19 protein-coding genes are annotated in these 24,321 nt (G+C 33.0%); 7 read left to right on the top strand and 12 right to left on the bottom strand.

Annotation, left to right across the window (positions count from 1 at the left end):
- Positions 1 to 62: 62 nt before the first annotated feature.
- From AC1EUV_RS03090 to AC1EUV_RS03060, 7 genes are read right to left on the bottom strand one after another with little or no spacing between them, the layout of a single operon-like run.
- Positions 63 to 1,388 (bottom strand): FAD-dependent oxidoreductase, encoded by a 1,326-nt coding sequence (locus AC1EUV_RS03090; RefSeq protein WP_480197195.1) that lies wholly within the window; start codon positions 1,386 to 1,388, stop codon positions 63 to 65.
- Positions 1,389 to 1,405: 17 nt separating this feature from the next.
- A complete protein-coding gene (locus tag AC1EUV_RS03085) occupies positions 1,406 to 2,206 on the bottom strand; it encodes a DUF6090 family protein (RefSeq protein WP_480197194.1) in 801 nt (266 codons plus the stop codon).
- 7 nt (positions 2,207 to 2,213) lie between these two features.
- The gene (locus AC1EUV_RS03080; protein WP_480197193.1) at positions 2,214 to 3,080 is read right to left on the bottom strand and encodes a nitrilase-related carbon-nitrogen hydrolase; all 867 of its coding nucleotides are present in this window, start codon (positions 3,078 to 3,080) and stop codon (positions 2,214 to 2,216) included.
- 11 nt (positions 3,081 to 3,091) lie between these two features.
- Entirely contained in the window at positions 3,092 to 4,477 is a 1,386-nt protein-coding gene (hydA, locus tag AC1EUV_RS03075; RefSeq protein ID WP_480197192.1) for a dihydropyrimidinase, read from the bottom strand.
- Position 4,478: 1 nt separating this feature from the next.
- On the bottom strand, positions 4,479 to 6,170 hold the full coding sequence (locus tag AC1EUV_RS03070) for an NCS1 family nucleobase:cation symporter-1 (protein ID WP_480197191.1): 1,692 nt from the start codon (positions 6,168 to 6,170) through the stop codon (positions 4,479 to 4,481).
- On the bottom strand, positions 6,170 to 7,504 hold the full coding sequence (locus AC1EUV_RS03065) for an aminotransferase class III-fold pyridoxal phosphate-dependent enzyme (protein WP_480197190.1): 1,335 nt from the start codon (positions 7,502 to 7,504) through the stop codon (positions 6,170 to 6,172). Before AC1EUV_RS03065 ends, AC1EUV_RS03070 begins: the two co-directional genes overlap by 1 nt.
- Positions 7,505 to 7,525: 21 nt before the next feature.
- On the bottom strand, positions 7,526 to 8,992 hold the full coding sequence (locus AC1EUV_RS03060; protein WP_480197189.1) for a CoA-acylating methylmalonate-semialdehyde dehydrogenase: 1,467 nt from the start codon (positions 8,990 to 8,992) through the stop codon (positions 7,526 to 7,528).
- A 216-nt stretch (positions 8,993 to 9,208) separates the two neighbouring features.
- Here AC1EUV_RS03060 and AC1EUV_RS03055 point away from each other — a divergent pair, with 216 nt between their 5' ends.
- Positions 9,209 to 9,613 carry a hypothetical protein gene (locus tag AC1EUV_RS03055; RefSeq protein WP_480197188.1) on the top strand — a complete coding sequence of 135 codons (405 nt, stop codon included), beginning with the start codon at positions 9,209 to 9,211 and terminating at the stop codon, positions 9,611 to 9,613.
- Between the two features lie 54 nt (positions 9,614 to 9,667).
- Positions 9,668 to 10,780 (top strand): glycosyltransferase, encoded by a 1,113-nt coding sequence (locus AC1EUV_RS03050; protein ID WP_480197187.1) that lies wholly within the window; start codon positions 9,668 to 9,670, stop codon positions 10,778 to 10,780.
- On the opposite strand, the gene AC1EUV_RS03045 is transcribed toward AC1EUV_RS03050, so the two are convergent.
- Both AC1EUV_RS03045 and AC1EUV_RS03040 read right to left on the bottom strand, forming a co-directional pair.
- The gene (locus AC1EUV_RS03045; protein WP_480197186.1) at positions 10,781 to 11,665 is read right to left on the bottom strand and encodes a glycosyltransferase family 2 protein; all 885 of its coding nucleotides are present in this window, start codon (positions 11,663 to 11,665) and stop codon (positions 10,781 to 10,783) included.
- A gap of 9 nt (positions 11,666 to 11,674) precedes the next feature.
- Positions 11,675 to 12,346, bottom strand: coding sequence for a cell division ATP-binding protein FtsE (locus AC1EUV_RS03040; protein ID WP_480197185.1), 672 nt, complete (start codon positions 12,344 to 12,346; stop codon positions 11,675 to 11,677).
- Between the two features lie 110 nt (positions 12,347 to 12,456).
- Here AC1EUV_RS03040 and AC1EUV_RS03035 point away from each other — a divergent pair, with 110 nt between their 5' ends.
- The 4 genes from AC1EUV_RS03035 (at position 12,457) to AC1EUV_RS03020 (ending at position 19,708) form a co-directional block, all read left to right on the top strand.
- A complete protein-coding gene (locus tag AC1EUV_RS03035) occupies positions 12,457 to 13,521 on the top strand; it encodes a Kelch repeat-containing protein (RefSeq protein WP_480197184.1) in 1,065 nt (354 codons plus the stop codon).
- Positions 13,506 to 14,732, top strand: a complete 1,227-nt coding sequence (locus AC1EUV_RS03030; protein ID WP_480197183.1) for a peroxiredoxin family protein — start codon at positions 13,506 to 13,508, stop codon at positions 14,730 to 14,732. The genes AC1EUV_RS03035 and AC1EUV_RS03030 overlap by 16 nt, the downstream gene beginning before the upstream one ends.
- 163 nt (positions 14,733 to 14,895) lie before the next feature.
- On the top strand, positions 14,896 to 17,922 hold the full coding sequence (locus AC1EUV_RS03025) for a tetratricopeptide repeat protein (protein ID WP_480197182.1): 3,027 nt from the start codon (positions 14,896 to 14,898) through the stop codon (positions 17,920 to 17,922).
- Positions 17,923 to 17,968: 46 nt separating this feature from the next.
- Positions 17,969 to 19,708, top strand: coding sequence for a porin family protein (locus AC1EUV_RS03020; protein WP_480197181.1), 1,740 nt, complete (start codon positions 17,969 to 17,971; stop codon positions 19,706 to 19,708).
- 81 nt (positions 19,709 to 19,789) lie between these two features.
- On the opposite strand, the gene rfbB is transcribed toward AC1EUV_RS03020, so the two are convergent.
- The 3 genes from rfbB to AC1EUV_RS03005 are packed head-to-tail and all read right to left on the bottom strand — an operon-like array spanning position 19,790 to position 22,971.
- Positions 19,790 to 20,836 carry a dTDP-glucose 4,6-dehydratase gene (gene rfbB / locus AC1EUV_RS03015; protein ID WP_480197180.1) on the bottom strand — a complete coding sequence of 349 codons (1,047 nt, stop codon included), beginning with the start codon at positions 20,834 to 20,836 and terminating at the stop codon, positions 19,790 to 19,792.
- Complete coding sequence (galE, locus tag AC1EUV_RS03010) at positions 20,833 to 21,849, bottom strand: UDP-glucose 4-epimerase GalE (protein ID WP_480197179.1); 1,017 nt, start codon at positions 21,847 to 21,849, stop codon at positions 20,833 to 20,835. The genes rfbB and galE overlap by 4 nt, the downstream gene beginning before the upstream one ends.
- A gap of 9 nt (positions 21,850 to 21,858) precedes the next feature.
- A complete protein-coding gene (locus tag AC1EUV_RS03005; protein WP_480197543.1) occupies positions 21,859 to 22,971 on the bottom strand; it encodes a DegT/DnrJ/EryC1/StrS family aminotransferase in 1,113 nt (370 codons plus the stop codon).
- A 93-nt stretch (positions 22,972 to 23,064) separates the two neighbouring features.
- Between AC1EUV_RS03005 and AC1EUV_RS03000 the strand changes: the two genes are divergently transcribed.
- Positions 23,065 to 24,300: a 3-deoxy-D-manno-octulosonic acid transferase gene (locus AC1EUV_RS03000; protein WP_480197178.1), complete on the top strand. Its 1,236-nt coding sequence runs from the start codon at positions 23,065 to 23,067 to the stop codon at positions 24,298 to 24,300.
- Positions 24,301 to 24,321: the final 21 nt, after the last annotated feature.

Below are 24,321 nucleotides of genomic sequence, written 5' to 3'. Positions count from 1 at the left end.
CCATTAACTTTTTAATTCAAATAATAAAGTCCTGAATCAAGTTCAGGATGACAACAATGTTGTCAGTTTTTAATTAGATGTTGAAACATTCCTTGAGCTGCCATTTTACCATCATAAGCTGCATTTACAACCTCTGCACCGCCATTAATGGCGTCTCCACCAGCAAAATACATCGCATTTGATGTTTGAAAATGTTTATTTACCTCTATTCTTGTTTTATTGTCAATATCTAGGTTTTCAATAAGCTCATAAAAATGCTCTTGCTTTGCTTGACCTGTAGCCTTAATAACTAGATCACATCTAACAATAAAAGTATTATTCATATTGGTTTGAAGCTTTCCTTCTACCACTTCAGTTTTAGCAAATTTCACACCCTCAACTTTTCCGTTACCCACAATTGCTAATGGTGTTACATTAAATAAACTATCAACACCAGCACTGATAGCTAAGTCATATTCAAAACCATAAGCACCCATTTTTTCTTTAGAATTTCTATAGGCAAGTACTGTCTTGCGAGCTCCCATTCTTGCAGCTTCAGAGGCAGCATCCATAGCAGTGTTTCCACCACCAATTACTACAACCTTAGCAGGCACTTTAACCTCGTGATGTTTCATTCGAAGTTCTTCGATAAATTCTACTGCACCAACAACACCTTTTTTATCTTCACCATCTAATCCTAAATGTCGTGTTGCTCCTAAACCAACACCTACGAAAATAGCATCATATTTTTCTTCAAGTGACAATAGCTCTTGTTTTGAATTTATTTTGGTATTGTATTTAATATTAAAACCTAATTGCTTTTGCAAATAATTCACTTCTTTTAGAACTTCTTCGTTTGTGATTTTGTATGGAGCAATTCCATAAACTGTTAAACCCGAAGGTTTTCCTTTAGCTTCAAAAATATCCACTTCAAAACCTAAGGTTCTGGCTTCACAAGCACATGCAATACCAGCTGGCCCTGCTCCAATTACAGCAATCTTCTTTCCATTTGACTTACCGACTTTAAAAAGTGTTTTATCAGCATCAATCGTTTTATTAGTTGCATAATTTTGCAAACGACCAATTTGAATAGGAGGTACATCTTGATGATTGTAAACGCATGCACCTTCGCATAAAACACCTGTTGGACAGACTACTCCACAGGCATTACCAAGCCAATTGGCGTCGAAAATAGTTTTTGCTGCTCCCGTAACATTATCGGTATGTATTTGTTTTATAAATAAAGGAATATCGATATGAGTAGGGCAAGCTTGTACACAAGGAGCATCATAACAGAATAAGCAACGCGAACTTTCATAATACGCTTCGGTATCGTTCATCAACGGCTTTTTCTGCTTAAAGTTTTTATCAAACTCCTCTTGAGTGGTTGGTCTTTTATACTCTGCCATGCCTTAAAGTTATAGTTTTAAGATTTAATTTCACTTTCTAATAATTTGATTATTTCAACAATTCGTTCTCTTAAAATACCTGATTGTACATTTGCCCAACTATTAATAGCATAACACCTCGTTAAATGGTCTTCTAAATCTGGATGATTTAAGAGTTTATTAAAATCTTCTTCATGTGTGGACATGCCTATTTCATTTTTTGCATAGGTTTCAGCATTTTCTCCAATCTCAAGTGAATATTTACCTAAAATATTTGATTTATATGCTTTATTTCTAACAGTTCTTAATTGGTAATTCTCAACTAAAAATGGAAAATAAATGTTATTTCTATAATTCATCCAAATAACTTCATCTTCAATAACATCCATTATATTAGATGACCAATGTGTTAAGGCCTGTTTTAATTGGATGTTTTTAATAAGACTTAATTCTCCAGAACTTGCTAGATCATTTATAATAGGATCAAACGTTGCGTATGGCAAAGTTTTAGCAATATAAAAATCCACACTATCCTTATCTCGAAGGTTTGGGTCATCTATATATTTAAAAAGCTCCTTTGAAGAACTCATAAATTCTCTTCTGAATGAAATTTTTTGATCTAATTGCTTCAAATTGCTTTTAAAATCAGCTTGCAATTGTTTTAAAATAGCTTGCTCTTCTATACGTTCTTTTCTTACTTCATTATTATTATTAATCTGAAGTGCAATAAGAATTCCAATAACAACAAGTATTATTTCCCCAATAGCATATAGTAAATATTTGCTGAATTTACTTTCAGTGAGTAATTGCTGTCTAATTCTTCGGAAAAACTTTATCATTTAATGGCTACAATTCCGTTAAACGCCCATAAGTTTCTGGTCTTCTGTCTCTAAAAAATTGCCAGGTAGAACGTACTTCTTCAATTAGATCAAGATCGAATTCAGCAACCAATAATTCATCATCATCACGTGATGCTTCTGCAAATATTTGCCCACGAGGATCAACAAAATACGATTGCCCGTAAAACTTGCCAAGATTCCATGGCTTTTCCTCACCAACGCGATTAATGCACCCCATAAAATAACCATTGGCTGCAGCATGAGCAGGTTGCTCGAGTTTCCATAAGTATTCACTCAATCCGGCCACAGTGGCTGATGGATTGTACACGATTTCTGCTCCATTCAAGCCTAATGCTCTTGCTCCGTCAGGGAAATGACGATCGTAACATATATATACACCAACTTTAGCATATTTTGTTTGAAAAACAGGATAACCTAAATTACCAGGTTTAAAGAAAAATTTTTCCCAAAAGCCCGTGGTATGAGGGATATGATTTTTCCTATACTTTCCGAGATAAGTTCCATCAGCATCTATTACAGCTGCTGTATTGTATAAAATACCCGCCTGTTCCTTTTCATAAATAGGTACTATAATGACCATATCGTACTTTTTAGCGAGTACTTGCATTTTTTCTGTTGTTGGACCTGGAACAGACTCAGCAGAAGTATACCATTTACGATCTTGACCTGGGCAAAAATATGGGGTATTAAAAATTTCTTGTAAGCATAAGATCTGAACACTTTGTTTACCAGCTTCTTCTATATACGGTATATGTTTATCGTACATAGCATCCATAATTTCTTGAATCGTTCCTTCACCTTCTGTCATTGGAAGACTCATTTGTATCAATCCTGATTTTACTTTTCTTGGCATAATATTCTTTTCTAAATTACTGTTTTTGATGTTTTTCCTCTGGCGATAAACTGTCCATGACCTGCTTTTAGTTTACACTCTTCATTTTCTATAGCAATTTCTCCTCTAAGGATTACAGTTTCTGTTTTACCGACTACTTTTTGCCCTTCATATGCTGAATAATCACAATTCATATGATGTGTTTCTACAGAAATAGTGTGCTCTTTTTTAGGATCAAAAATGACAATATCTGCATCACTACCAATAGCAATGGTTCCTTTTCTAGGATACATTCCAAAGATTTTTGCAGCGTTGGTACATGCTACCTCTACATATTTTGTTAGTGATATTTTTCCTTTATGAACACCTTCAGAGTATAATAGCTCCATCCGATGTTCTATAGCCGGATGCCCATTAGGAATCTTAGAAAAATCATCTTTACCCATCTTTTTCTGTTCCCACATAAACGGACAGTGATCTGTACCAACAACTTGTACCAATCCTTGATTGATACCAGACCAAAGTGCTTCTTGATCTTTCTTTTCCCGCAAAGGAGGACTCATTACCCATTTAGCACCTTCAAAATCTTTTTCATAAAGTGAAGCATCTAACATTAGATATTGCGTACAGGTTTCCACAAACACTTTTTGATTACGCTTTGTTGCTGTACGAACAGCGTTTAATGCGCCTTCGCATGTCATATGCACAATGTATCCTGGGCAATCAGTATAATGTAACATATCTGTAAATCGAGCTGAGGCTTCTGCTTCGGTAACTTCTGGTTGTGATAGATAATGATATAAGGGTGATAAGTTACCCTCGGCTCTATTTTTAGCAATTAACGAATCTATCATATCACCATTGGTAGCATGCACAGTTACCAGTCCACCATGTTTTTTTACCACTTTCATAAGTTGCACCATCTGCCCATCATCGATCATTAAAGCACCTTTGTAAGCCATAAAAGTCTTAAAGGAAATAATACCTTCTTTTTCAATCATTTGAACAACCTCTTTGGCTACATCATCATTAAAATCTGTTACCGCCATGTGATATGAATAATCACCAATAGCTTTTCCTTCCGATTTTTGTTGCCAGGTTTTTAAAGCACTATACAATGTATCACCTTGGGTTTGTAGAATAAAATCGATAACCATTGTAGTGCCACCATGTAAGGCAGCACGAGTACCCGTTTCATAGTCGTCACTAGAATAAGTTCCCATAAATGGCATATCTAGATGCACATGAGGATCTATCCCTCCAGGGAATACCAATTTACCCGAAGCGTCAATTACCTTATTCGCTTTATGCGTAAGATTTTGCCCAATAGCGATAATTTTTTCACCCTCAATATAAACATCGGCATTATAACTTTCGGAGGCCGTAACAACATGGCCATTTTTTATAATTATAGACATATTATGCTTTCTTCATTAATAGTAGATATAAAATAAATGATATGATAAAACCTGTAAACCAAGACAATGAATATAAGAAATTTAAAGATGGTACCCAATAACCAATCAAAGCTGAAAAAACACCAACAAATAACGCAATCATTGCTGCCCTGTTAAACCCAGTTTTGTTATATGAATAAATACCATCTTCTTTATACAATTCTGCTAATTGCATATTCTTTTTTCTAATAAAAAAGTAATCTGAGATCATAATTCCTAATACCGGGCCTAACAATCCACTAACAAAAATTAGGAATCCTGAAATCTGATTTAATAGCCACCATGGCATTATTAGAATACCGATGATACCGGTTATGATTCCACCTGTTCTAAAACTAATTTTTTTAGGCCATAAATTGGAAAATGCATTTGATGGAGCAATAACATTTGCAGCAATATTGGTACTTAAAGTTGCGATAATCATAAATATTTGAGCTATTATAACTACAGTAGGATTCTTAAATCGAGCGATTAAAGACACGGGATCCCATGGTGCATCATCGGCAATCAAAACATCTTTAAAGTTGATAACCGCAGCGCAGGTCACAAAAATGCCCACAAACGAATAGAGCATCATGGTTAATGGCAATCCTGTAAATTGACCAATCATTTGATCTTTTTGAGTGGCAGCATAACGTGTAATATCGGCAATACTAATCGACATGGTTGCCCAAAAGCCAACCATAGCCGTAAGCCATAGCAGATAACTCCATAGTTTACTCCCTGAAGATGAATTAGAATTATTTATAAGGTTTGCCGTTACAACACTTGATAAAACTTCAGAACCACCTTCAGTATTTCTGAATTGCACTTTTACATTTTCAGTATTAGAAATTAGCACTGGATTATTTACAATATTTTTCCAAGAACTATTTTCGTCCGAAACAATTTTATATTCATTTACTTTTAAACTTCCATCCTTGTTGTTTAACACATCTAACGTTAAAAATGAAATGGTTGAATAACCCTCGTCCTCATGAGAAGTAATTGTGGCAGCTACATTCTCTAATTGCTTGCTTTGATCTAATACAATTTTAAAACCACCAGCCTGACTATATCCCCAATAGATGAGTACCAATCCCATGATAATTAAAATCGGTGCGGAATAGGTTTCCAGCCATTTGATACTTTCAGTTCCTTTCCAGATAAAATACATATTAATGATCCAGAAAATAGCAAAACCAATAAACTTTCCAATTGACAATCCTAATTCACCAGTTGAACCTGTAATGGCATTAAAAATAGCATAGATGGCAAGACCACCAATCCATGTTTGTACACCAAACCAACCACAGGCAATAATGCCTCTGGCCACAGAGGCCAGATGTACACCTTTGGTACCAAATGATGCTCGACCAATAACTGGAAAAGGAATACCATATTTTACACCAGCATGTCCGTTAAGTACCATAGGTACGGTAATAATCAGATTTGCCAACCCAATAATGATCAATGCTTCATACCAGTTCAAGCCTGTTTTGATCATATATGAAGCCAATAAATAAGTAGGAATACAAACTGCCATACCTACCCAAATTGCTGCTAAGTGCCATTTACTCCAGGTTCTTTCACTTGGTGGAACAGGAGCTAAATCTTCGCTATATAATGGCGAATTTGAAACATCTTCATGTAATTCTACAATATCTTTACTCATTAGTTACAGTATTGATCTGCTATAGAAATTGTTTGTGAGATAATTTCTAAACCTTTATCAACGTCTTCTTTAGATACATTTAACGGTGGAGCAATGAAAATCCAGTTCCATCGAACAAAGGTGAACATACCCAATTCTCGAATTTTAGCAGCCATTTTTAATGTGGCTTCCATTTCACTTGGCTTGGCATTCCAAGGTGTTGTAGGTTCTTTTGTTTTTCTATTTTTCACGAGCTCTATACACCCCAATAGTCCTGTATTCCTAAAATCACCAATGGATGGATGCTTTACTTTTAACTTTTCAACTTCACCCTCAATATATTTGCCCATCTCAGCAGCTTTCTCAACTAGATTTTCTTCTTCGATAATTTTTAGATTTTCTAACGCGGCTGCACAGCAAATAGGGTGTGCTGAATAGGTCAATCCTAATAACATAGGGTTTTCATTGAAATGATTTGCAATAGTATCGGTTATAGCCATGGCGCCTAAGGGTAAATAACCTGAGGTTAATCCTTTAGCCATAACCATTATATCTGGCACCACATCGTGGTGATCTATGCCAAACATTTTTCCGGTTCTACCAAAACCACTCATGGTTTCGTCATCAATAAAAAGAATACCATACTTATCACATAATTCCCTTACCTTCTTTAAATACATTGGTGGGTATTTAATACATCCTGAAGAACCCGATTCTCCTTCAAACAGAATTGCGGCAATACTATCTGGATTTTCAAATTTTACCACACGCTCTAAATGTGCAATTGCACGTTCACCACATTCTTTTATTGAAGAAGAGTTCCATGGACAACGATATGCATATGGATTTTCTACATGTACTACATTAGGCATGGCCTGACTATCTATTGGAAACTTTCTTGGGTCGCCACCAGCCGAAGCGGCACCGTAAGTTGCACCATGATAGGCCCTATAATGAGTAATTATTTTATGCCTACCAGTATAAATTCTGGCTAACTTGATTGAGTTTTCAATAGCTTCAGCTCCGCCTAACGTGAAAAAAGTTTTGGTAAGATTACCAGGAGTAATTTCGGCTATTTTTTTACCTAATTGACCTCGAACATCTGTTGCCATGCCTGGATACACGTAACTAACCTCTTGCATTTGTTTGACAACAGCTTCCGTGATACGTTGGTTGCCATGACCTATGTTTACATTCATGAGTTGGGAAGAGAAGTCTAAGTACTTTTTGCCATCTCGGTCATACACATAAGAGCCTTTTGCATGAGATGCATTTATTGGGTTTAATCCACCTTGCTTAGACCATGAGAATAACGTATAATCTAGGTTGCTTTTTAAGATTTGTTGGTTGTCCATTAAGTTGATTGCATTAAATTATTAGCTCATCCAATTGGTTTGAGCCTCAGGGTTCCATTTAGTAGTTGTTTTTTTATTTTGAGTCCAGAATTCAATAGAACTTCTTCCAGTAATATCGCCAACTCCAAATTTAGATTCGTTCCAGCCACCGAAAGAAAAAGGTTCACGTGGCACGGGCACACCTATATTTACACCAATCATTCCTGCACTGGCGCGCTCCATAACTTGTTTTGCCAGTCCGCCACTTTGCGTAAATACAGCAGCAGCATTACCGTAGTTAGAACCGTTTTCAATTTCAATAGCTTCATCAAGATTTTTCGCTCTTAAAATTGATATTACTGGACCAAAAATTTCCTCTCTGGCTACTGACATATCTGTAGTTACATAATCAATAATTGTAGGACCAACATAGAAACCATCTTCTTTTCCTTTTACGGAAGTATTTCTTCCGTCAAGCAAAATCTTAGCACCATTTTTTTCCGCTTCAGCGATATAATCCTCTATTCGTTCTTTAGCTTCGGCACTTATTACAGAGCCTAGATTATCACCAGGAACTATTTTTTTAGCCTCATCTACCATTTTATCAATAATATGTTGTACGTTATCGACACCTACCATAACCGAAGCAGCCATACATCGTTGACCAGCACAGCCAGACATAGAAGCGACTACATTATTTGCTGTCATTTCGGGGTTAGCATCTGGCAATACCAATAAATGATTTTTTGCGCCACCAAGCGCTACACATCTTTTTAGGTTTGAAGTAGCACGCTTATATACAATTTTTGCCACTTTTGTGGAACCAACAAAAGAAACAGCTTCAATATTTGGATGATCGCAAATAGCCTCAACAACCTCTTTGCCACCATTTACTATATTAAAAACACCATCGGGAAGACCGGCTTCTTTTAGTAATTCCGCCATACGCATCGTACTTAAGGGTACTAATTCTGAAGGTTTCATCACCATAGTATTTCCTAATACCAAAGCATTTGGCATTGTCCAATGCGGTACCATATTTGGAAAATTAAAAGGTGTAATACACGCAACTACACCTAGAGGTTTGCGCTCGATTCTGCATTCAACACCTTTACTTACTTCCTGAATTTCATTGACAATGATTTGTGGAATAGAAACAGCAAATTCGCAAAGCTCCATGCTTTTTTCAACTTCAGCCTTAGCTTCTCCATAGGTTTTTCCATTTTCAATAGAAACAAGATTTGTCAATTCATCTATATGCTTTTCTAAAAGAGATCGATATCTAAAAAATATCTGAACACGTTCTTTAAAAGTCATGGAAGACCATTCAGGGAAAGCTTTTTCAGCAGCCTTTACGGCTTCATCAACATCACCATAGGTTGATAAGGGTAAACTTGAAATAACACTTCCATCTAAGGGACTCATTACATCCATAGTAGTATGGCCGTTTCTTTCAAATTTTCCGTTTATAAAATTCTTTACTTCTGGTTGTTTCGCAATTGCCTCCATAACACTAGTAGATTTAATGTGTTGTAATTGTTTTAATAAATAAGATGTGATTGACTTTTGGTCGGAATTAAACATCTATAAAAAAGCAACTTTTTGCTTCAATGTTTATCAAATATATAAAAATAATAATCTATTTGAAATATATTCATAATAATAACCACAGAGATTTAGAGGATTTATGGTGTGATTTTTGATATACTCATTTCAAATAATTCAATGATGCAAAGAGTTATATTCCTTTTAATTATTTTGTTTTTATCTATATCTGCTATATCGCAAGAATTAGTATCTGATAAAGAATACGATTTTGCGCTAATTTTAGAGCAAAGTAAAAACGAAGATTACAAATTCATGTCAACTAATTTTTATACTCAGGTAAATAAAAATCCAATTTTATCATTTATTTCTTATGTTGAGTTTCCAATAAAAGAAGAAAAACAAACGTGGAAGTTTGGAGAAGTAAATAATGAATATGCTCCAATTATTAATTTAAATCAGTTATACCAATCTATACCGAAATTCACAAACTTTTCACCCTTTGCAAAACAGCATTTAGATAACATTCAAGGAAAAATGAAAATTCTAAAGGGCTATGACTTTTGTGGTAGACCACTTTATTAAATACGTTTCGCTTATATAATTTTTTTACATTCGCTTAAATCAATTCAATCTGTTTTGCAGCGAATACTAGTTTCTGTTACTAATGACCTTGTTACCGATCAACGAGTTGCTAAAGTCTGCGCTGTTTTAACAGAAATGAATTTTGAAGTTTTACTTATTGGAAGAAAATTACCGAACAGTTTACCAATATCAAGACCTTATAAAACAGTTAGAATAAAATTACTTTTTAATAAAGGATTTTTATTTTACGCTGAATATAATTTGAGGCTATTTTTAAAACTTCTTTTTATCAAAAAAGACATTTTATTAGCAAATGATCTTGATACATTATTGCCTAACTTTTTAGTAAGTAAGACCTCTAGAAAAAAATTAGTTTATGATAGTCATGAACTGTTTACTGAAATACCAGAGCTTGTAAATAGACCAAGGATAAAGTCGGTATGGGAGTTTATAGAAAAGAATATTTTCCCAAAACTTAAAAATGTATATACGGTTAACAGAACTATTGCAGAGATTTATAAGGGTAAATATAAAGTTGATGTAAAAATTATTCGAAATATTGCCTTAAAGTATACGCTTAAAGAGGTTGATGAAAACTTTTCTAAGAATGTTAAAGAGGATAAAAAAATGCTCATTTTACAAGGGTCAGGGATTAATATTGATCGAGGCGCAGAAGAAGCTATAGAGATGATGCAATATCTTGAAAACACTATTTTATATATTATTGGAGGAGGAGATGTTTTTGATAAGCTAAAACAGTTAGTAGAGAAACTGAAGCTAAAGCATAAAGTTTTTATTAAAGCTAAAATGCCCTTTGACCAATTAATGAAATATACCCAAATTGCAGATTTTGGACTTTCATTAGATAAAGGAACAAACCTCAATTATGAATATGCTTTACCTAATAAAGTATTTGATTATATACAAGCAAAAACCCCTTTAATAGTTTCTAATAGAAAAGTAGTGGCTAACTTGGTTAAGGAGAACAAGATTGGTTTTGTTGTAAAAAATCAAGAACCTAAAAAAATGGCAAAAGAAATTTCAGATGTTATTTATAATCAAGCTTTAATAGAAGAATATAAAATTAATTTAAAAAAAGCTTCTGAAAAATATACTTGGGGAAAAGAGTCGATAAAACTAAGGGAGATATTTAATAATTTAAAATGATTATTTTTTAGCCATACTACATAAATATCCCAATCGATAAAAATCAAATAAAAACAAAAATGGTCTGTTAGAAGTTAAATTCTTTTCAAGTAAATTTTTAGTGACCTTAAAGAAAAAGGCAAATGATTTAGTTAACCTGACTGATTGCAATTTAGAATAAAGGTGCAATAATTTCACATTTTGTTTTTTCATTATCCCTTTTTTATAAAGAGTCAATAAATTTTTAATGCCTTTATTTGTTTTATTAATAAATGTATTACTGTCTTCAATACCCAAATGCATAACGGGGTTATCTATATGCTTAATTTCTATCCCTCTACTTTTTAGGTCATTAGAAAAAAGAAGGTCTTCATATCCGTAATCAATTATATCCTCGTTAAACTTAATTCGATTATAAGTTACTTTATCAATTAAAAAATTTGAAGAAAAGAAATACCGATATGAATTTGTATTCCTTATAGAAGTTTTTATTTCTTCCCGGTTTTTTCCATAAACCCAACGTAATAATTTTGATTTTTCAGGTTTTTGATTTTTATAGGCCACGCCCCCACATAAAACATGCTTTTCTTTTTTATTTAAATAACCATTTATAAAAGTTGAATTTTTAGGAATGACATCACCATCCAAAAAAAGTAATTTTTCATAATTAGCATTCTCAGCTAACAAGTTTCTAATCCTACTTCTTCCAACATTTTCATTTAATACCTTAAATTGGCAGAAATTTAATGTATTTATTTGTTCGTTTTTTATGTTTAATTTACTATTTGAGGCATCATCAAAGCAAATGATTTCAAACTTTAAATTAGAGTTTATTAATTGGGCGTGAATTTTTTTGACTAGATCAAAGGAGTTATAATTGTATGTTGGTATGAGAACTGAAATCACAAGATTAGATCAAACAACCTCAAAAACTTTTTCTCCTTCACATTTTATAGTCTTGTGAGGGTACTTTAAGATAAGCGCATAGTCATGTGTAGCCATTAAGATGGTTTTACCACTTTTACTTATATCTTCTAAAACACTCATCACTTCTAGAGAAGTTTTCGGATCAAGATTTCCGGTGGGTTCGTCAGCTAAGATCAATTCAGGGTCATTTAATAAAGCTCTAGCAATAGCTACCCTTTGTTGTTCACCACCAGATAATTGAAAAGGCATTTTAAACCCTTTGGTTTTCATGCCTACTTTTTCTAACACTTCGTTGATCTTTACTTTCATTTTTCCGAGATCTTTCCAACCAGTAGCTTTTAAAACAAATAATAAGTTATCATGTACGTTTCTATCGTTTAATAACTTAAAATCTTGAAACACAATGCCAAGCTTTCTACGTAAGAATGGGATGTCTTTTTCTTTTAATTTAGGTAGATCAAAACCAACAATATTTCCTTCTCCCTTTTGTAGCGGCAAGTCTCCATAAAGAGTTTTCATTAAACTACTTTTTCCACTTCCGGTTTTACCTATTAAATACATAAAATCTCCTTTAAAAACATCTAAATTAATATCAGATAAAACCATGTTTTCTTGTTGAAAAATAAAGGCGTTTTTAAGGTGTAAAATAGGTTTAGACATACAATTTTATAATTTGAAGTTACAAACTTACTGTTAAAATTTTAAATACTAAAAGACATTATTTAGAATGCTAATAATTCTATATTTGATTTCCTAAAGCATTATAGAGTATGAAAAACCTACTGGTAATTGTAGTATTAACAGTTTGTGTAATAGGCTGTAAAAGAGACCAAAAAGAATTACCAAAAAATTGGAAAGTTCAGTTATTAAACAATGTGCCAGAGGCAGTTACAAATAATGCTGTTTCCGAAGGTTTTATTGACGGAAAACCCTATGTATATTCTTTTGCAGGACTAGATAGTTCAAAAAAATATTCTGGCATACATTTACGATCATACAAATATGATGTTACTAATAAAACTTGGCAACAAATAGCTGATGTACCTGATACACTTGGTAAAATTGCAAGTGCAGCTAGCAGGATAAAAGATACTATTTATATTATAGGAGGTTATTACGTTTTTGAAGATAACCATGAGATATCTTCTAATAAAGTACATCGATATAGTATTAAAGAGAATCGTTTTTTAGAGGATGGAGCTTCAATTCCTGTTGCAATAGATGACCAAGTTCAAGCAGTATGGCGAGATAAATTAATTTTTGTTATTACAGGTTGGTCAGGTAAAGAAAATATGCCAAATGTGCAGATTTATAATCCAAAAAAGAACACTTGGATGCACGGTACACCTGTTCCCAACAACCATACTTTTAAATCTTTTGGTGCATCAGGAACTATAGTTGGTGATACTATTTTTTATTTTGGAGGTGCATCAATGGGTAAACATTATCCAATTCAGAGTGTACTAAGAAAAGGAATTATTAATCCAGAAAAGCCATCTGAAATTTCTTGGTCTCATACAGTTTTAGATTCAGCGATAGTTGGTTACCGTATGGCTTCAACTTCAGCAAACAGTTTTCCGCATTGGATTGGTGGTAGTTCTATTACCTATAATTATAATCCTATTGCATATAATGGCTCGGGTGGTGTGAGTCCTTCAAATCGAGATTTAATTTATAAAGAAGGAAAGCTCAAACAAGATTTTACAAATAAATTCCCAATGGATTTGAGAGGAATTGCAGAAATTAACGACTCAACTAAAATTATTGTTGGAGGTATAGAAGAGAACCAACAAGTAAGCAACAAAGTATATTTATTAGAATGGACAAACAAATAAGAAGATTTATAGGAATAGTTCTTTTAGTAGGATTATCATTTTCATGTAAAAAAGAAGTAAAATTAATTGAATTAAGAGAAGGTGTTTGGCGCGGAGAAATACATATGCAAGACCAAAAATTACCTTTTAATTTCGAAATTTTAAAAAATAATGAAAACTATAAAATCAATTTGATTAATGCCGAAGAAGATTTTCCATTAGATGAGGTCGAGATAGTAGATGACTCATTATTTATAAGGTTACACATTTTTGATATTGACTTAAAAGCTAAGATAAATGAAGGCTCTTTAAAAGGTTATTATATTAAAAATTACAAAGAGAATTACAAGCTTCCTTTTATGGCTACCTATAATAAACCGAAGCGATTTGACAAACTAAAAAGCTCCCCAAAATTTAATGGTAAATGGCAAGTTATGTTTACCGAAGATGATGGTAAGACATTTCCTGCTGTAGGTATTTTTAAGCAAAAAGACGATTTAATGACAGGAACTTTCTTAACCGAAACTGGCGATTATCGTTATTTGGAAGGAAAAGCATCAGAAAATTATATGAGTCTATATACATTCGACGGAAATCATGCTTTTATATTCAACACTGCTGTAAAGGGAGATTCAATTAAAGGTGAGTTTTTATCTGGTAAAGACTATCGTGCTACGTTTACAGGATATAAAGATGAGAGAGCAAAACTCACAGATGCAGATAAATTAACACACTTAAAAGAAGGTTATGATAAGATTGAGTTTTCATTCCCTGGGTTAGATGGTAAGCCAGTTGCTTTAAATGATGAAAAGTATCAAAACAAAGTAGTGTTATTACAAATCTTTGGAACCTGGTGCCCTAATTGTATGGACGAGACTATATTTTATTCAGATTGGTATAATAAAAATAAAGACAAGGATGTAGAAATTATTGGATTAGCCTACGAGGCAAAAGACGATTTTCAATACGCAAAAGCACGTGTTGAGAAAATGAAAGAGAAGTACAATGTAAATTATGACTATGTTATAGCCGGTGTTTACGATAAAGAGGCGGCAGCCAAAACATTACCAATGCTTAACCATGTTCTGTCATTTCCAACTACTATTTTTATTGATAAAAAAGGAGAAGTCCGCAGAATTCACACAGGTTTTTCTGGGCCTGCAACTGGTAAATATTATGAAGATTTTGTGGATGATTTCAATAGCTTTATGAACCAATTAATTTCTGAGTAAAGACACTTTGGCGCGATATATGTACTTCAACTATCGTTAATTTTAACATTTATTTCTTAACAAAATGTTATTTTAATTAACAATTATACAATTTCAAAATAATTAAGCGTTGTTTAATTTAGGTATGATATATTTTTATCATTCCTAAAAAGATACCCTCAAAATGAAGCATAGTAGTCGCCTTTTGGCAATCTTTTTCGCATTCTCTTTTTTTATAGTTTTTGGTCAGAAATCTGATATTTATACGAATTCACTTAAAGAATACAATCACGCGGTAGAACTCTATAACAATAGAGATTTTGTTGCTACCAGGCATCTATTTAATAAGTTGAAATCTGATTTTAGTAATGATTCTGAACACAAAGCCAATTGTGAATATTATGCTGCTTTTAGTACAATTCAATTAGGAGATAGTGATGGAGATAAAATGATGCGAGATTTTGTAGAGCGCTATCCAACAAGTACAAAGCAAAATACAGCATTTTTAGAAGTAGGAGATTATTATTTTAAAAATGCCAATTATCCTTACGCTCTAAAATGGTATGGTCGTGTAGAAACTCGAAATTTATCAATTGGTCAAGAAGAAGATTACAATTTTAAGTATGCCTATGGTTTATTTGCGGTTCGCAGCTATAAGCGATCTAAAGAATATTTTCAGAAATTGTTAAACTCTTCTGAGTATGGTTCACAAGCCAAATATTATTATGGATTCATTGCTTATCAAGCCGATGATTTCGATAATGCTAATCGCTATTTAAATGAAGTAGCTGATGACTCAGAGTTAGGCCATGATGTACCATATTACATGGCAAATATCAAATTCAAGACTGGCGAGTTTGAAGAAGCTATTGAAGTAGCAAAACCTTTTCTAGCTAAAGCGGATAGAAATCAACATTCAGAAGTATCTAAGATAATTGGCGAAAGTTATTTCAATTTAGGAAAGTATGAAGAAGCGATCCCTTATTTATTAGATTATAAAGGAAAGCGTCGTCGATTTAAGAATACGGATTATTATTTTTTAGGATACGCCTATTATAAACAAAAAGATTACGAGAATGCCATTTCGTATTTCAATAAGATTGTAGGAGGTAATGATGCTGTTGCACAGAACGCCTATTATCATTTAGCTGAATGTTATTTGAAGACAGACCAAAAAACTGAAGCACTTAATGCATTTAGAAACGCATCCTCAATGGATTTTAATAATGATATCAAAAAGGATGCTTGGTTAAACTATGCTAAGTTGAGTTATGAAGTTGGTAATCCGTACAAAAGTGTGCCAGATGTTTTACAGGAATATATGGATTTGTACCCTCAATCAGAAACAAAAGATGAAATAGAAGCATTACAGATTAGCGCTTATGTAACCTCAAAAGATTTTGCAGGAGCTCTTGAGGCATTAAAAGATAAAAAAGATGCCGATTATAGAAAAACGTATCAAAAAGTAGCACTGTATAGAGGTATGCAATTGTTTAATGAAGATGATTTAGACGGAGCGAAAGAACATTTTGATATTGCTCTAAATGAACCTAGAGATTCAAAAGTCACAGCTAGAAGTACCTATTGGAAAGCAGAAGCAGATTATCAGCAAACAAATTATAATGATGCGTTGGTTGGTTTTACACAGTTTGAAAACATGAACGATGTTGCCGATCTTTCAGAAAATGGTCAGTTAGACTATAACTTAGGTTATGTACACTTTAAGTTGAAAGATTACAGTCAAGCTGGAAATAAATTTAGAAATTATATAAGCTCAAATCCTAGTGATGAAGGGCGATTAAGCGATAGTCAAGTTCGCCTAGGCGACACGTATTTTGTAGATAGTAAATACAGAAGAGCTATTGATGAATACAACAAGGTTATTAATGCAAAAGAACGGGCAGTAGATTATGCACACTTTCAACGTGCTATGAGTTATGGATTGATAGGTAGGAATGATGATAAAATAGTTGACCTTACGGAGTTTTTAGCCACACGTAGAGGTTCGTCATTGCGAGACGATGCTTATTATGAGTTAGGCAATTCGTACACTAAAGCGAATAAAACTGATGAAGCAATTGAAGCCTACGATAACTTAATAAAGTATTACAAGCGTAGTTCGTATGTCCCAAAGGCGCTATTAAAACAGGGCTTAATCTATTATAATGTAGAGCAAGACAATCAAGCTTTAGATAAGTACAGACGTGTAGTAAAAGAATATCCAAATACAGATGAAGCAAAACAGGCAGTAGCAAATGCTCGTCAAGTATATGTTGATCTAGGTCGAGTAGATGAATATGCAGACTGGGTAAAAGATATCGATTTTGTCGAGGTTACAGATAATGATCTTGACAATGACATGTACGAATCAGCTGAAAAGCAATATTTACAAAACAATAGAAAAAGAGCAATAACTGCATTTACAAAGTATATAGAACGTTTCCCTAACGGAGCTCATGCTTTAAACGCTAATTTTTACTTAGCAGAATCATTATTTGCTGAAAAGCAACAAGCAGCATCAACTAAATATTACCAATATGTTGTTGATCAAGAACGCAATGAATTTACAGAGCAAGCCCTATCAAAATTAGCGCAAGTTTATTTAGAAGATGATAATTGGAAACTAGCGATACCAGTACTCGAACGTTTAGAAGAACAAGCAGATTTTCCTCAAAATATCACATTTGCGCAGAGTAATTTAATGAAAGGGCATTATGCATTAGATCATTACGAAGATGCCGTTTCATACGCCGAAAAAGTTTTAAAGCGCCCAAAATTAGAAAAGCGCGTGCGCTCAGATGCCAAGATCATTATTGCAAGATCAGCTTTTAAAACAGGTGATGAAGCTAAAGCGCAGCAAGCCTATAAAGAAGTAGAAAGAATTGCAAGCGGAGAGCTAAAAGCAGAATCATTGTATTACGATGCTTACTTTAAAAATAAAGAAGGTAATTACAAAAACTCTAATACGGTAGTTCAAAAATTAGTTTCAGATTACGCAGCATATAAATATTTCGGTGCTAAAGGATTAATTATAATGGCTAAGAATTTTTATGAGTTAGACGATGCATTTCAGGCCACTTATATTTTAGAAAGTGTTATTAAAAACTTTAAAGATTATGATGATGTTGTGCAAGAAGCTAAAGCCGAACTACAACGAATTAAGACCGAAGAATCTAAAACCAATGAGTCTGTAAACCCAGACGGAAACTAAAAATCAACTTGTCATTCTGAGTGTTAACACAGAATCAAAAAGAAACATGAAACATAAAATTTTAATCATATTTATTTTAACTGCATCAATTTCTTTTGCTCAAAAAAAACAAAAAGACACAATTGATACTGAGGTTATTAATGTGGTTCGACCATATTCACCAACGATATCAGATGCGTTTAAGATAAAAGCGAACCCAGAAATTAACGACTCAACTATTACCAAGAAGAAAAGTGTGAGTTATTCTATTTTTTCAATTCCTGTGGCGTCTACTTTTACTCCTGCCAAAGGAAAAGCAAAAGTACTTCGTGTAGACCCTAGCGCACCAGTTTACGATAACTTTATAACTGGCGGTTTTGGTAGCTTTGGTACACCACAGGCAGAAGCTTTTTTTAGAACTAGTAGTAATCGTTATAATAATTTTGGAGGATTTATTAACTATCATTCATCTAAAGGAGGAATTGATGGTGTAGTTTTAGATGATGATTTTTCAGACGCTAGAATAGACTTGTTTTACAAACAAGAAGAGCGCGATTTCGACTGGCAATTAAATGGTGGCTTTAGATTACAAAAATATAATTGGTATGGGCTTTCAGATCAAATAAATTACGATCAGCTTGTAATTGATAACATAACTGAAGATCTAAGTTATACAGAGGTTTACATTGGAGGGATGGTTAATTATGAAGACTCTTTTTTTCAAGGAGGAACAGTTGAAGCATATAGCTTTACGGATGATGAAGCTAGTTCAGAAATCCATTTTCTAGCTAAGCCAAAAATTGAATTCCCGATTGCAACAGAATTAATTAATGCGGAAGCGCGTATTGAATTTTTAAGAACAAAATTCTTTCAAAATTTTCAAGTAACAGAAAATGATATTAGTAATACTTACTTTAATATTGGATTCAATCCTAATTTTGAAGTATTAAGAGATAATTTAACCATTAATTTAGGTGCAAATCTTGTATATAGTGCTGCTTCTGGAGTCAGTGAAAGCAAAGGTTTTATTTATCCTAAAATAACTACTTCTTATATTTTAATAGATCAAGTATTAACTTTTTATGCGGGAGTTGTTGGTGATTTACATCAAAATTCATTTAGAGGCTTCACTAGTGAAAACCCATTTGTTTCGCCAACTCTAGATGTGTTGAGAACCGACGAACAGTATAATGCTTATGGTGGTCTAAAAGGAAAGTTAGCATCTAATGTTGGCTATAATCTTAAAGGAGGTTATAAAAGTGAAAAAGCCAAGCCATTATTTAAGTTAAATCCATCAAAAACAGATGGAGCAAATACGATTACAAAAGGTTATGAAGCTGCTAATTCATTTCAAGTAGTTTATGATGATATAAAGACCATGTACGCTTTCGCGGAAGTTAGTGTAGATTTTTCTAAAACGTTAAAATTTGGTGGAAATGTAGAGTTTAATAGTTTTTCTACGACTAATCAATCAGAAGCTTGGAATTTACCAGAATTAAGAGCGACAGCTTTTGCTAATTACACCAATGATAAATGGTTTGCCGGGGCAAATTTATTTTTTGTAGGTGAACGAAAAGATGAAGTTACTTTTTTAATTCCTAATGTAATTATGCAGCCAGAATCAATCGCTATTACTAACGGAAATTATATGGATTTAAACCTTAACGGAGGTTATAAATTCACAGATAGACTAACGGCTTTTGCAAAAGTTAACAATGTTTTTGGAAGTAATTACCAAAAATATACGAACTTTGAGGTTCAAGGATTACAGTTCTTTGCAGGGCTGACCTATAAATTTGATTTTTAATAGTATAAAAATATAGTCATTTTAAGTGGCGTTGTGTGTTTTACTCCTTTTCCCTTTTTACATAACGCTGCTTAAGTGACATTAAGAATACATTTTAGTGTAGTATTCTTTATAAACTCCAGAAGTTACATTATTAAGCCATTTTTCATTTTCTAAATACCAATCTATAGTTTTCGACAAACCTTCTTCAAAAGTTACAGAAGGCATCCAGCCTAACTCTTTGTTTAGTTTAGATGCATCAATGGCATAACGTCTATCATGCCCAGCTCTATCTTTTACGTATGTGATTAATTTAGCTGAAGATCCTTTTTTACGACCTAATTTTTCATCCATCTGCTCACATAATAAATGAATGAGATTAAGATTTGTCCATTCGTTAAAACCACCAATATTATAAGTTTCACCGTGTTTTGCTTTATGAAAAATTAGATCAATCGCTCTAGCATGATCTTCAACAAAAAGCCAATCACGAGTATATTGACCATCACCATAAACAGGCAATGATTTATTGTTCTCTATATTATTAATGAATAATGGGATCAATTTTTCAGGAAACTGATTGGCGCCATAATTATTAGAACAATTACTAATAATAAATGGCATTTTATAAGTATTACCAAAGGCTCTTACCAGGTGATCAGAGGCGGCTTTCGAAGCCGCATAGGGAGATTGAGGGTCGTAAGATGTAGTTTCTGTAAATAAGCCTGTTTTACCTAATGAGCCATATACTTCATCGGTGGAAACATGGTAAAACAACTTGTCTTTATAATTATCACCACAGCTATCTCTAAAAGCATTCATTAAATTTGCTGTTCCGATCACATTGGTTTCTATAAAAGTATTAGGATCAGTAATTGAACGATCAACATGACTTTCTGCAGCTAAATGAATTACCGCATCGAATTGATGCTGACCAAATAAATCATTTAAAAACTGACTATCTTTTATATCCCCTTTTATAAAAGTATAATTATCAGATTGAGTAATATCATTGATATTTTCTAAGTTCCCTGCATAGGTTAAAGCGTCAAGATTAAAGATGTGATAATCAGGGTATTTTTTTACAAATAATCGAACAACATGTGAACCTATAAATCCAGCTCCTCCAGTAATTAATATTTTATTCATTTCTTTAAATTTAATTGCCATTTCCAGGCAGAACCCAAGGCCTCATCCAAAGTAAGATCGGCTTTCCAATTCAACTCTTTATTGGCTAGAGAAGCATCAGCATAAGCCGCTGTAATGTCTCCTTCTCTTCTTTCAACGATTTTATAATTGAGTTTTTGATTAGACACTTTTTCGAACGATTTAATAACATCAAGCACAGAAGACCCTTTGCCTGTTCCAACGTTAAAGACTTCGAAAGAAGTTTTGTTCTTGTTTTCCAGCAATCTATTTAAAGCCGCAATATGTGCTTTTGCTAGATCAACAACATGAATATAATCACGAACTGCGGTACCATCTTCTGTGGGGTAATCACCACCAAATACGGATAGCTGCTCCCTAATACCAGCAGCTGTTTGGGTTACGTAAGGAATCAGATTTTGTGGGACGCCAATTGGCAACTCCCCAATTTTAGAACTTTTATGTGCCCCGATAGGATTAAAATAACGTAAGGCTATTGTATTTAAGTTAGTAGCCTTAGCTGTATCTTTTAAAATATCTTCACTTATCTTTTTAGTATTTCCATAAGGAGATTCGGCTGATTTTGTTGGTGCATTTTCAGTTATAGGTAATTCATCTGCTTGCCCATAAACTGTACAAGATGAACTAAAAATAAAGTTTGTGATATTGTTGTTTAACATTTCTTCTAGAAGGTAAACAAGCGTAGAAATGTTATTGTGATAATACAATAAAGGTTTTTCCACACTTTCGCCTACTGCTTTAGAAGCTGCAAAATGAATAATCCCAGAAATATCGAAATACTCTTTAAAGAATTGCTTTAAAGCATGCTGATTTTTTAAATCTAATTGAACAAATTCAGGTTTTATATTGGTAATTGAAGTGATACCATCTAAAACATCAATTGAAGAATTAGACAAATCATCAATAATAATAACCTCAAAATCTTTATTTTGTAATTCTACAACGGTATGAGACCCAATAAAGCCTAAACCTCCAGTAACTAAAATTTTTTTCACAATTATAATTTAGCTTACAAAGTCTAAAATGGATTTGATAATAAATCTTAATTGATCTTCTTCAAACTCAGTATGCATTGGTAAAGAAATGACCGTTTGCACTAATTCATTAGTGACTTTAAAATCCTCTTCATTATATCGACTATCTGCATAGGCTTTTTGGCTATGTAAAGGAACCGGATAATAAATAGCATTTGCAATACCATTATCTAACAAATGTTTATGTAAAGCATCTCTATCAACACCTTTTAATTTTAAAGTGTATTGATGAAAAACATGCGTTGTAAAATTACTCGTAACTGGTGTTTCTATTTTGTCATTTCCTGCAAAAGCATTATTATAATATTCTGCTGCTTTTCTTCTTGCATCGCAATAGGCATCTAAATGAGGTAGCTTGATATCTAAAATAGCAGCTTGAATTGTATCTAAGCGAGAATTCACGCCAATAACATCATGATAATAACGCTTATACATGCCATGATTTACCATGCCTCTAAGTGTATGAGCTAACTCATCATCATTAGTAAAAATTGCACCACCATCACCATAACAACCTAAGTTTTTTGATGGAAAAAATGAAGTAGTACCTACTTCACCCATTGTTCCAGCTTTTTTCTTAGTTCCATCAGAAAAAGTATAATCTGCACCAATTGCTTGAGCTGTATCTTCAATAACATATAAATTATGCTCTTTTGCTATTGCTAAAACGGCTTCCATGTTAGAGCATTGTCCAAATAAATGAACAGGTACAATTGCCTTTGTTTTAGGAGTAATCGCTCTTTTAAGAGCATCAATATCGATATTAAACGTATCTCTTTCTACATCAACAAGCACAGGCGTTAACTTTAACAAACCAATCACTTCTACTGTTGCAGCAAAGGTAAAATCAGCGGTAATTACCTCGTCACCTTGTTCTAAACCAAGACCCATCATTGCAATTTGTAAAGCATCTGTTCCGTTAGCACAAGGGATCACATGCTTAACACCTAAATAGCCTTCTAAATTTTTCTGAAAACTTTTTACTTGTGGGCCATTGATAAAAGCCGAAGATTCAACCACGTCAATTATTGCTTTATCAACCTGATCTTTAATTTTCTTATACTGACCTTTAAGGTCAACCATAGGTATATTCATAGTAAGTTTTGAATCGTAAACGCACAAAAATACGAATTATTTGAGTGCTCTTAGGCTAAATTTATATTTTAGCAAACGTCAATGTATTTTTTATATAATATAGCTATCTATATCACTTCTTTTTTATTGAAATTCATAGCAGTTTTTAATAAAAAAATTAACCTCTTTGTTAAAGGAAGAAAAGACGTTTTTTCATATTTAAAAAACGAAATTTCATCTGATGACCATATAATTTGGTTCCATTGCGCGTCATTAGGTGAATTTGAACAAGGAAGACCAATTATTGAAAAACTAAAATTTCTTAGACCAAATTTTAAAATACTAATTACTTTTTTCTCGCCCTCAGGATATGAGGTTCGCAAGGAATACGCTTACGCGGATATGGTTTGCTATTTACCTTTAGATACAAAAGCTAATGCGAAAAAGTTTATTGATTTAGTAAAACCAAAAGCTGCAATTTTTGTCAAGTACGAATTTTGGCCAAACTTGCTTAGAGAACTTAGAAAAGCAGATATCAAAACTATTTTAGTGTCAGGTATTTTTAGAAAAGACCAGTCATTTTTCAAATATTATGGTAAATGGATGCAGAAATCATTACATACTTTCTATCATTTCTTTGTTCAAAATGAAACGTCAAAAAAATTATTGAGTACTATTAGTTTTAATAATGCCACAATTAGTGGAGATACACGATTTGATAGGGTTTACGATATTTTAAATCAAGACAATTCAATCAAAGAGATTGAAAGTTTTGTAAATAGTAAGCATGTATTAGTTGCGGGAAGCACTTGGCCAGAGGACGAATCATTACTTATTGATTATATAAATAATGAGGTTTTAGAAGATGAAAAATTTATAATTGCACCTCATAATATAAACCCTAAAGACATAGAGAAATTAAAAACATCCTTTAATAAAGAAACAGCGCTTTTTTCCAATAGAAATAAAGAACAAATTTATGATGCTCAAGTGCTAATAATTGATTCAATCGGTATATTAACCAAAGTGTTTAGTTATGCCAACACTGCTTATGTAGGCGGCGGATTTAAAACAGGGCTGCACAATGTTTTAGAACCTGCAACTTATGGAGTGCCTATTATTATTGGACCGCAATATGAGAAGTTTAATGAAGCAAAAGAATTGGTGAAGTTAGGAGCTTGTTTAGTCGTTAATAATAAATCGGAATTTAATACTACAATAAAGAATCTTTATAAAAACAAAAGCTTTGCAAAAGAAAAAGGAAAAATTGCAGGCAATTACGTAAAAGAAAACACTGGCGCATCAGATGAAATACTCGCTTTTTTGCTAGAAAATTAAGAAGCTTTTAATAATTTTCTT

This window comes from Maritimimonas sp. 2304DJ26-3, from assembly GCF_056591635.1.
Note: the sequence above shows the minus strand (reverse complement) of the source record. Positions and strands in the feature narration are given on the sequence as shown.

What these genes read in the sequence shown, in the direction of transcription:
- AC1EUV_RS03090 (WP_480197195.1), bottom strand. Translation starts at nt 1,388, where the DNA reads ATGGCAGAGTATAAAAGACCAACCACTCAAGAGGAGTTTGATAAAAAC.
- AC1EUV_RS03085 (WP_480197194.1), bottom strand. Translation starts at nt 2,206, where the DNA reads ATGATAAAGTTTTTCCGAAGAATTAGACAGCAATTACTCACTGAAAGT.
- AC1EUV_RS03080 (WP_480197193.1), bottom strand. Translation starts at nt 3,080, where the DNA reads ATGCCAAGAAAAGTAAAATCAGGATTGATACAAATGAGTCTTCCAATG.
- hydA (WP_480197192.1), bottom strand. Translation starts at nt 4,477, where the DNA reads ATGTCTATAATTATAAAAAATGGCCATGTTGTTACGGCCTCCGAAAGT.
- AC1EUV_RS03070 (WP_480197191.1), bottom strand. Translation starts at nt 6,170, where the DNA reads ATGAGTAAAGATATTGTAGAATTACATGAAGATGTTTCAAATTCGCCA.
- AC1EUV_RS03065 (WP_480197190.1), bottom strand. Translation starts at nt 7,504, where the DNA reads ATGGACAACCAACAAATCTTAAAAAGCAACCTAGATTATACGTTATTC.
- AC1EUV_RS03060 (WP_480197189.1), bottom strand. Translation starts at nt 8,992, where the DNA reads ATGGAGGCAATTGCGAAACAACCAGAAGTAAAGAATTTTATAAACGGA.
- AC1EUV_RS03055 (WP_480197188.1), top strand. Translation starts at nt 9,209, where the DNA reads ATGATGCAAAGAGTTATATTCCTTTTAATTATTTTGTTTTTATCTATA.
- AC1EUV_RS03040 (WP_480197185.1), bottom strand. Translation starts at nt 12,346, where the DNA reads ATGTCTAAACCTATTTTACACCTTAAAAACGCCTTTATTTTTCAACAA.
- AC1EUV_RS03035 (WP_480197184.1), top strand. Translation starts at nt 12,457, where the DNA reads ATGAAAAACCTACTGGTAATTGTAGTATTAACAGTTTGTGTAATAGGC.
- AC1EUV_RS03030 (WP_480197183.1), top strand. Translation starts at nt 13,506, where the DNA reads ATGGACAAACAAATAAGAAGATTTATAGGAATAGTTCTTTTAGTAGGA.
- AC1EUV_RS03025 (WP_480197182.1), top strand. Translation starts at nt 14,896, where the DNA reads ATGAAGCATAGTAGTCGCCTTTTGGCAATCTTTTTCGCATTCTCTTTT.
- AC1EUV_RS03020 (WP_480197181.1), top strand. Translation starts at nt 17,969, where the DNA reads ATGAAACATAAAATTTTAATCATATTTATTTTAACTGCATCAATTTCT.
- rfbB (WP_480197180.1), bottom strand. Translation starts at nt 20,836, where the DNA reads ATGAATAAAATATTAATTACTGGAGGAGCTGGATTTATAGGTTCACAT.
- AC1EUV_RS03005 (WP_480197543.1), bottom strand. Translation starts at nt 22,971, where the DNA reads ATGGTTGACCTTAAAGGTCAGTATAAGAAAATTAAAGATCAGGTTGAT.
- AC1EUV_RS03000 (WP_480197178.1), top strand. Translation starts at nt 23,065, where the DNA reads ATGTATTTTTTATATAATATAGCTATCTATATCACTTCTTTTTTATTG.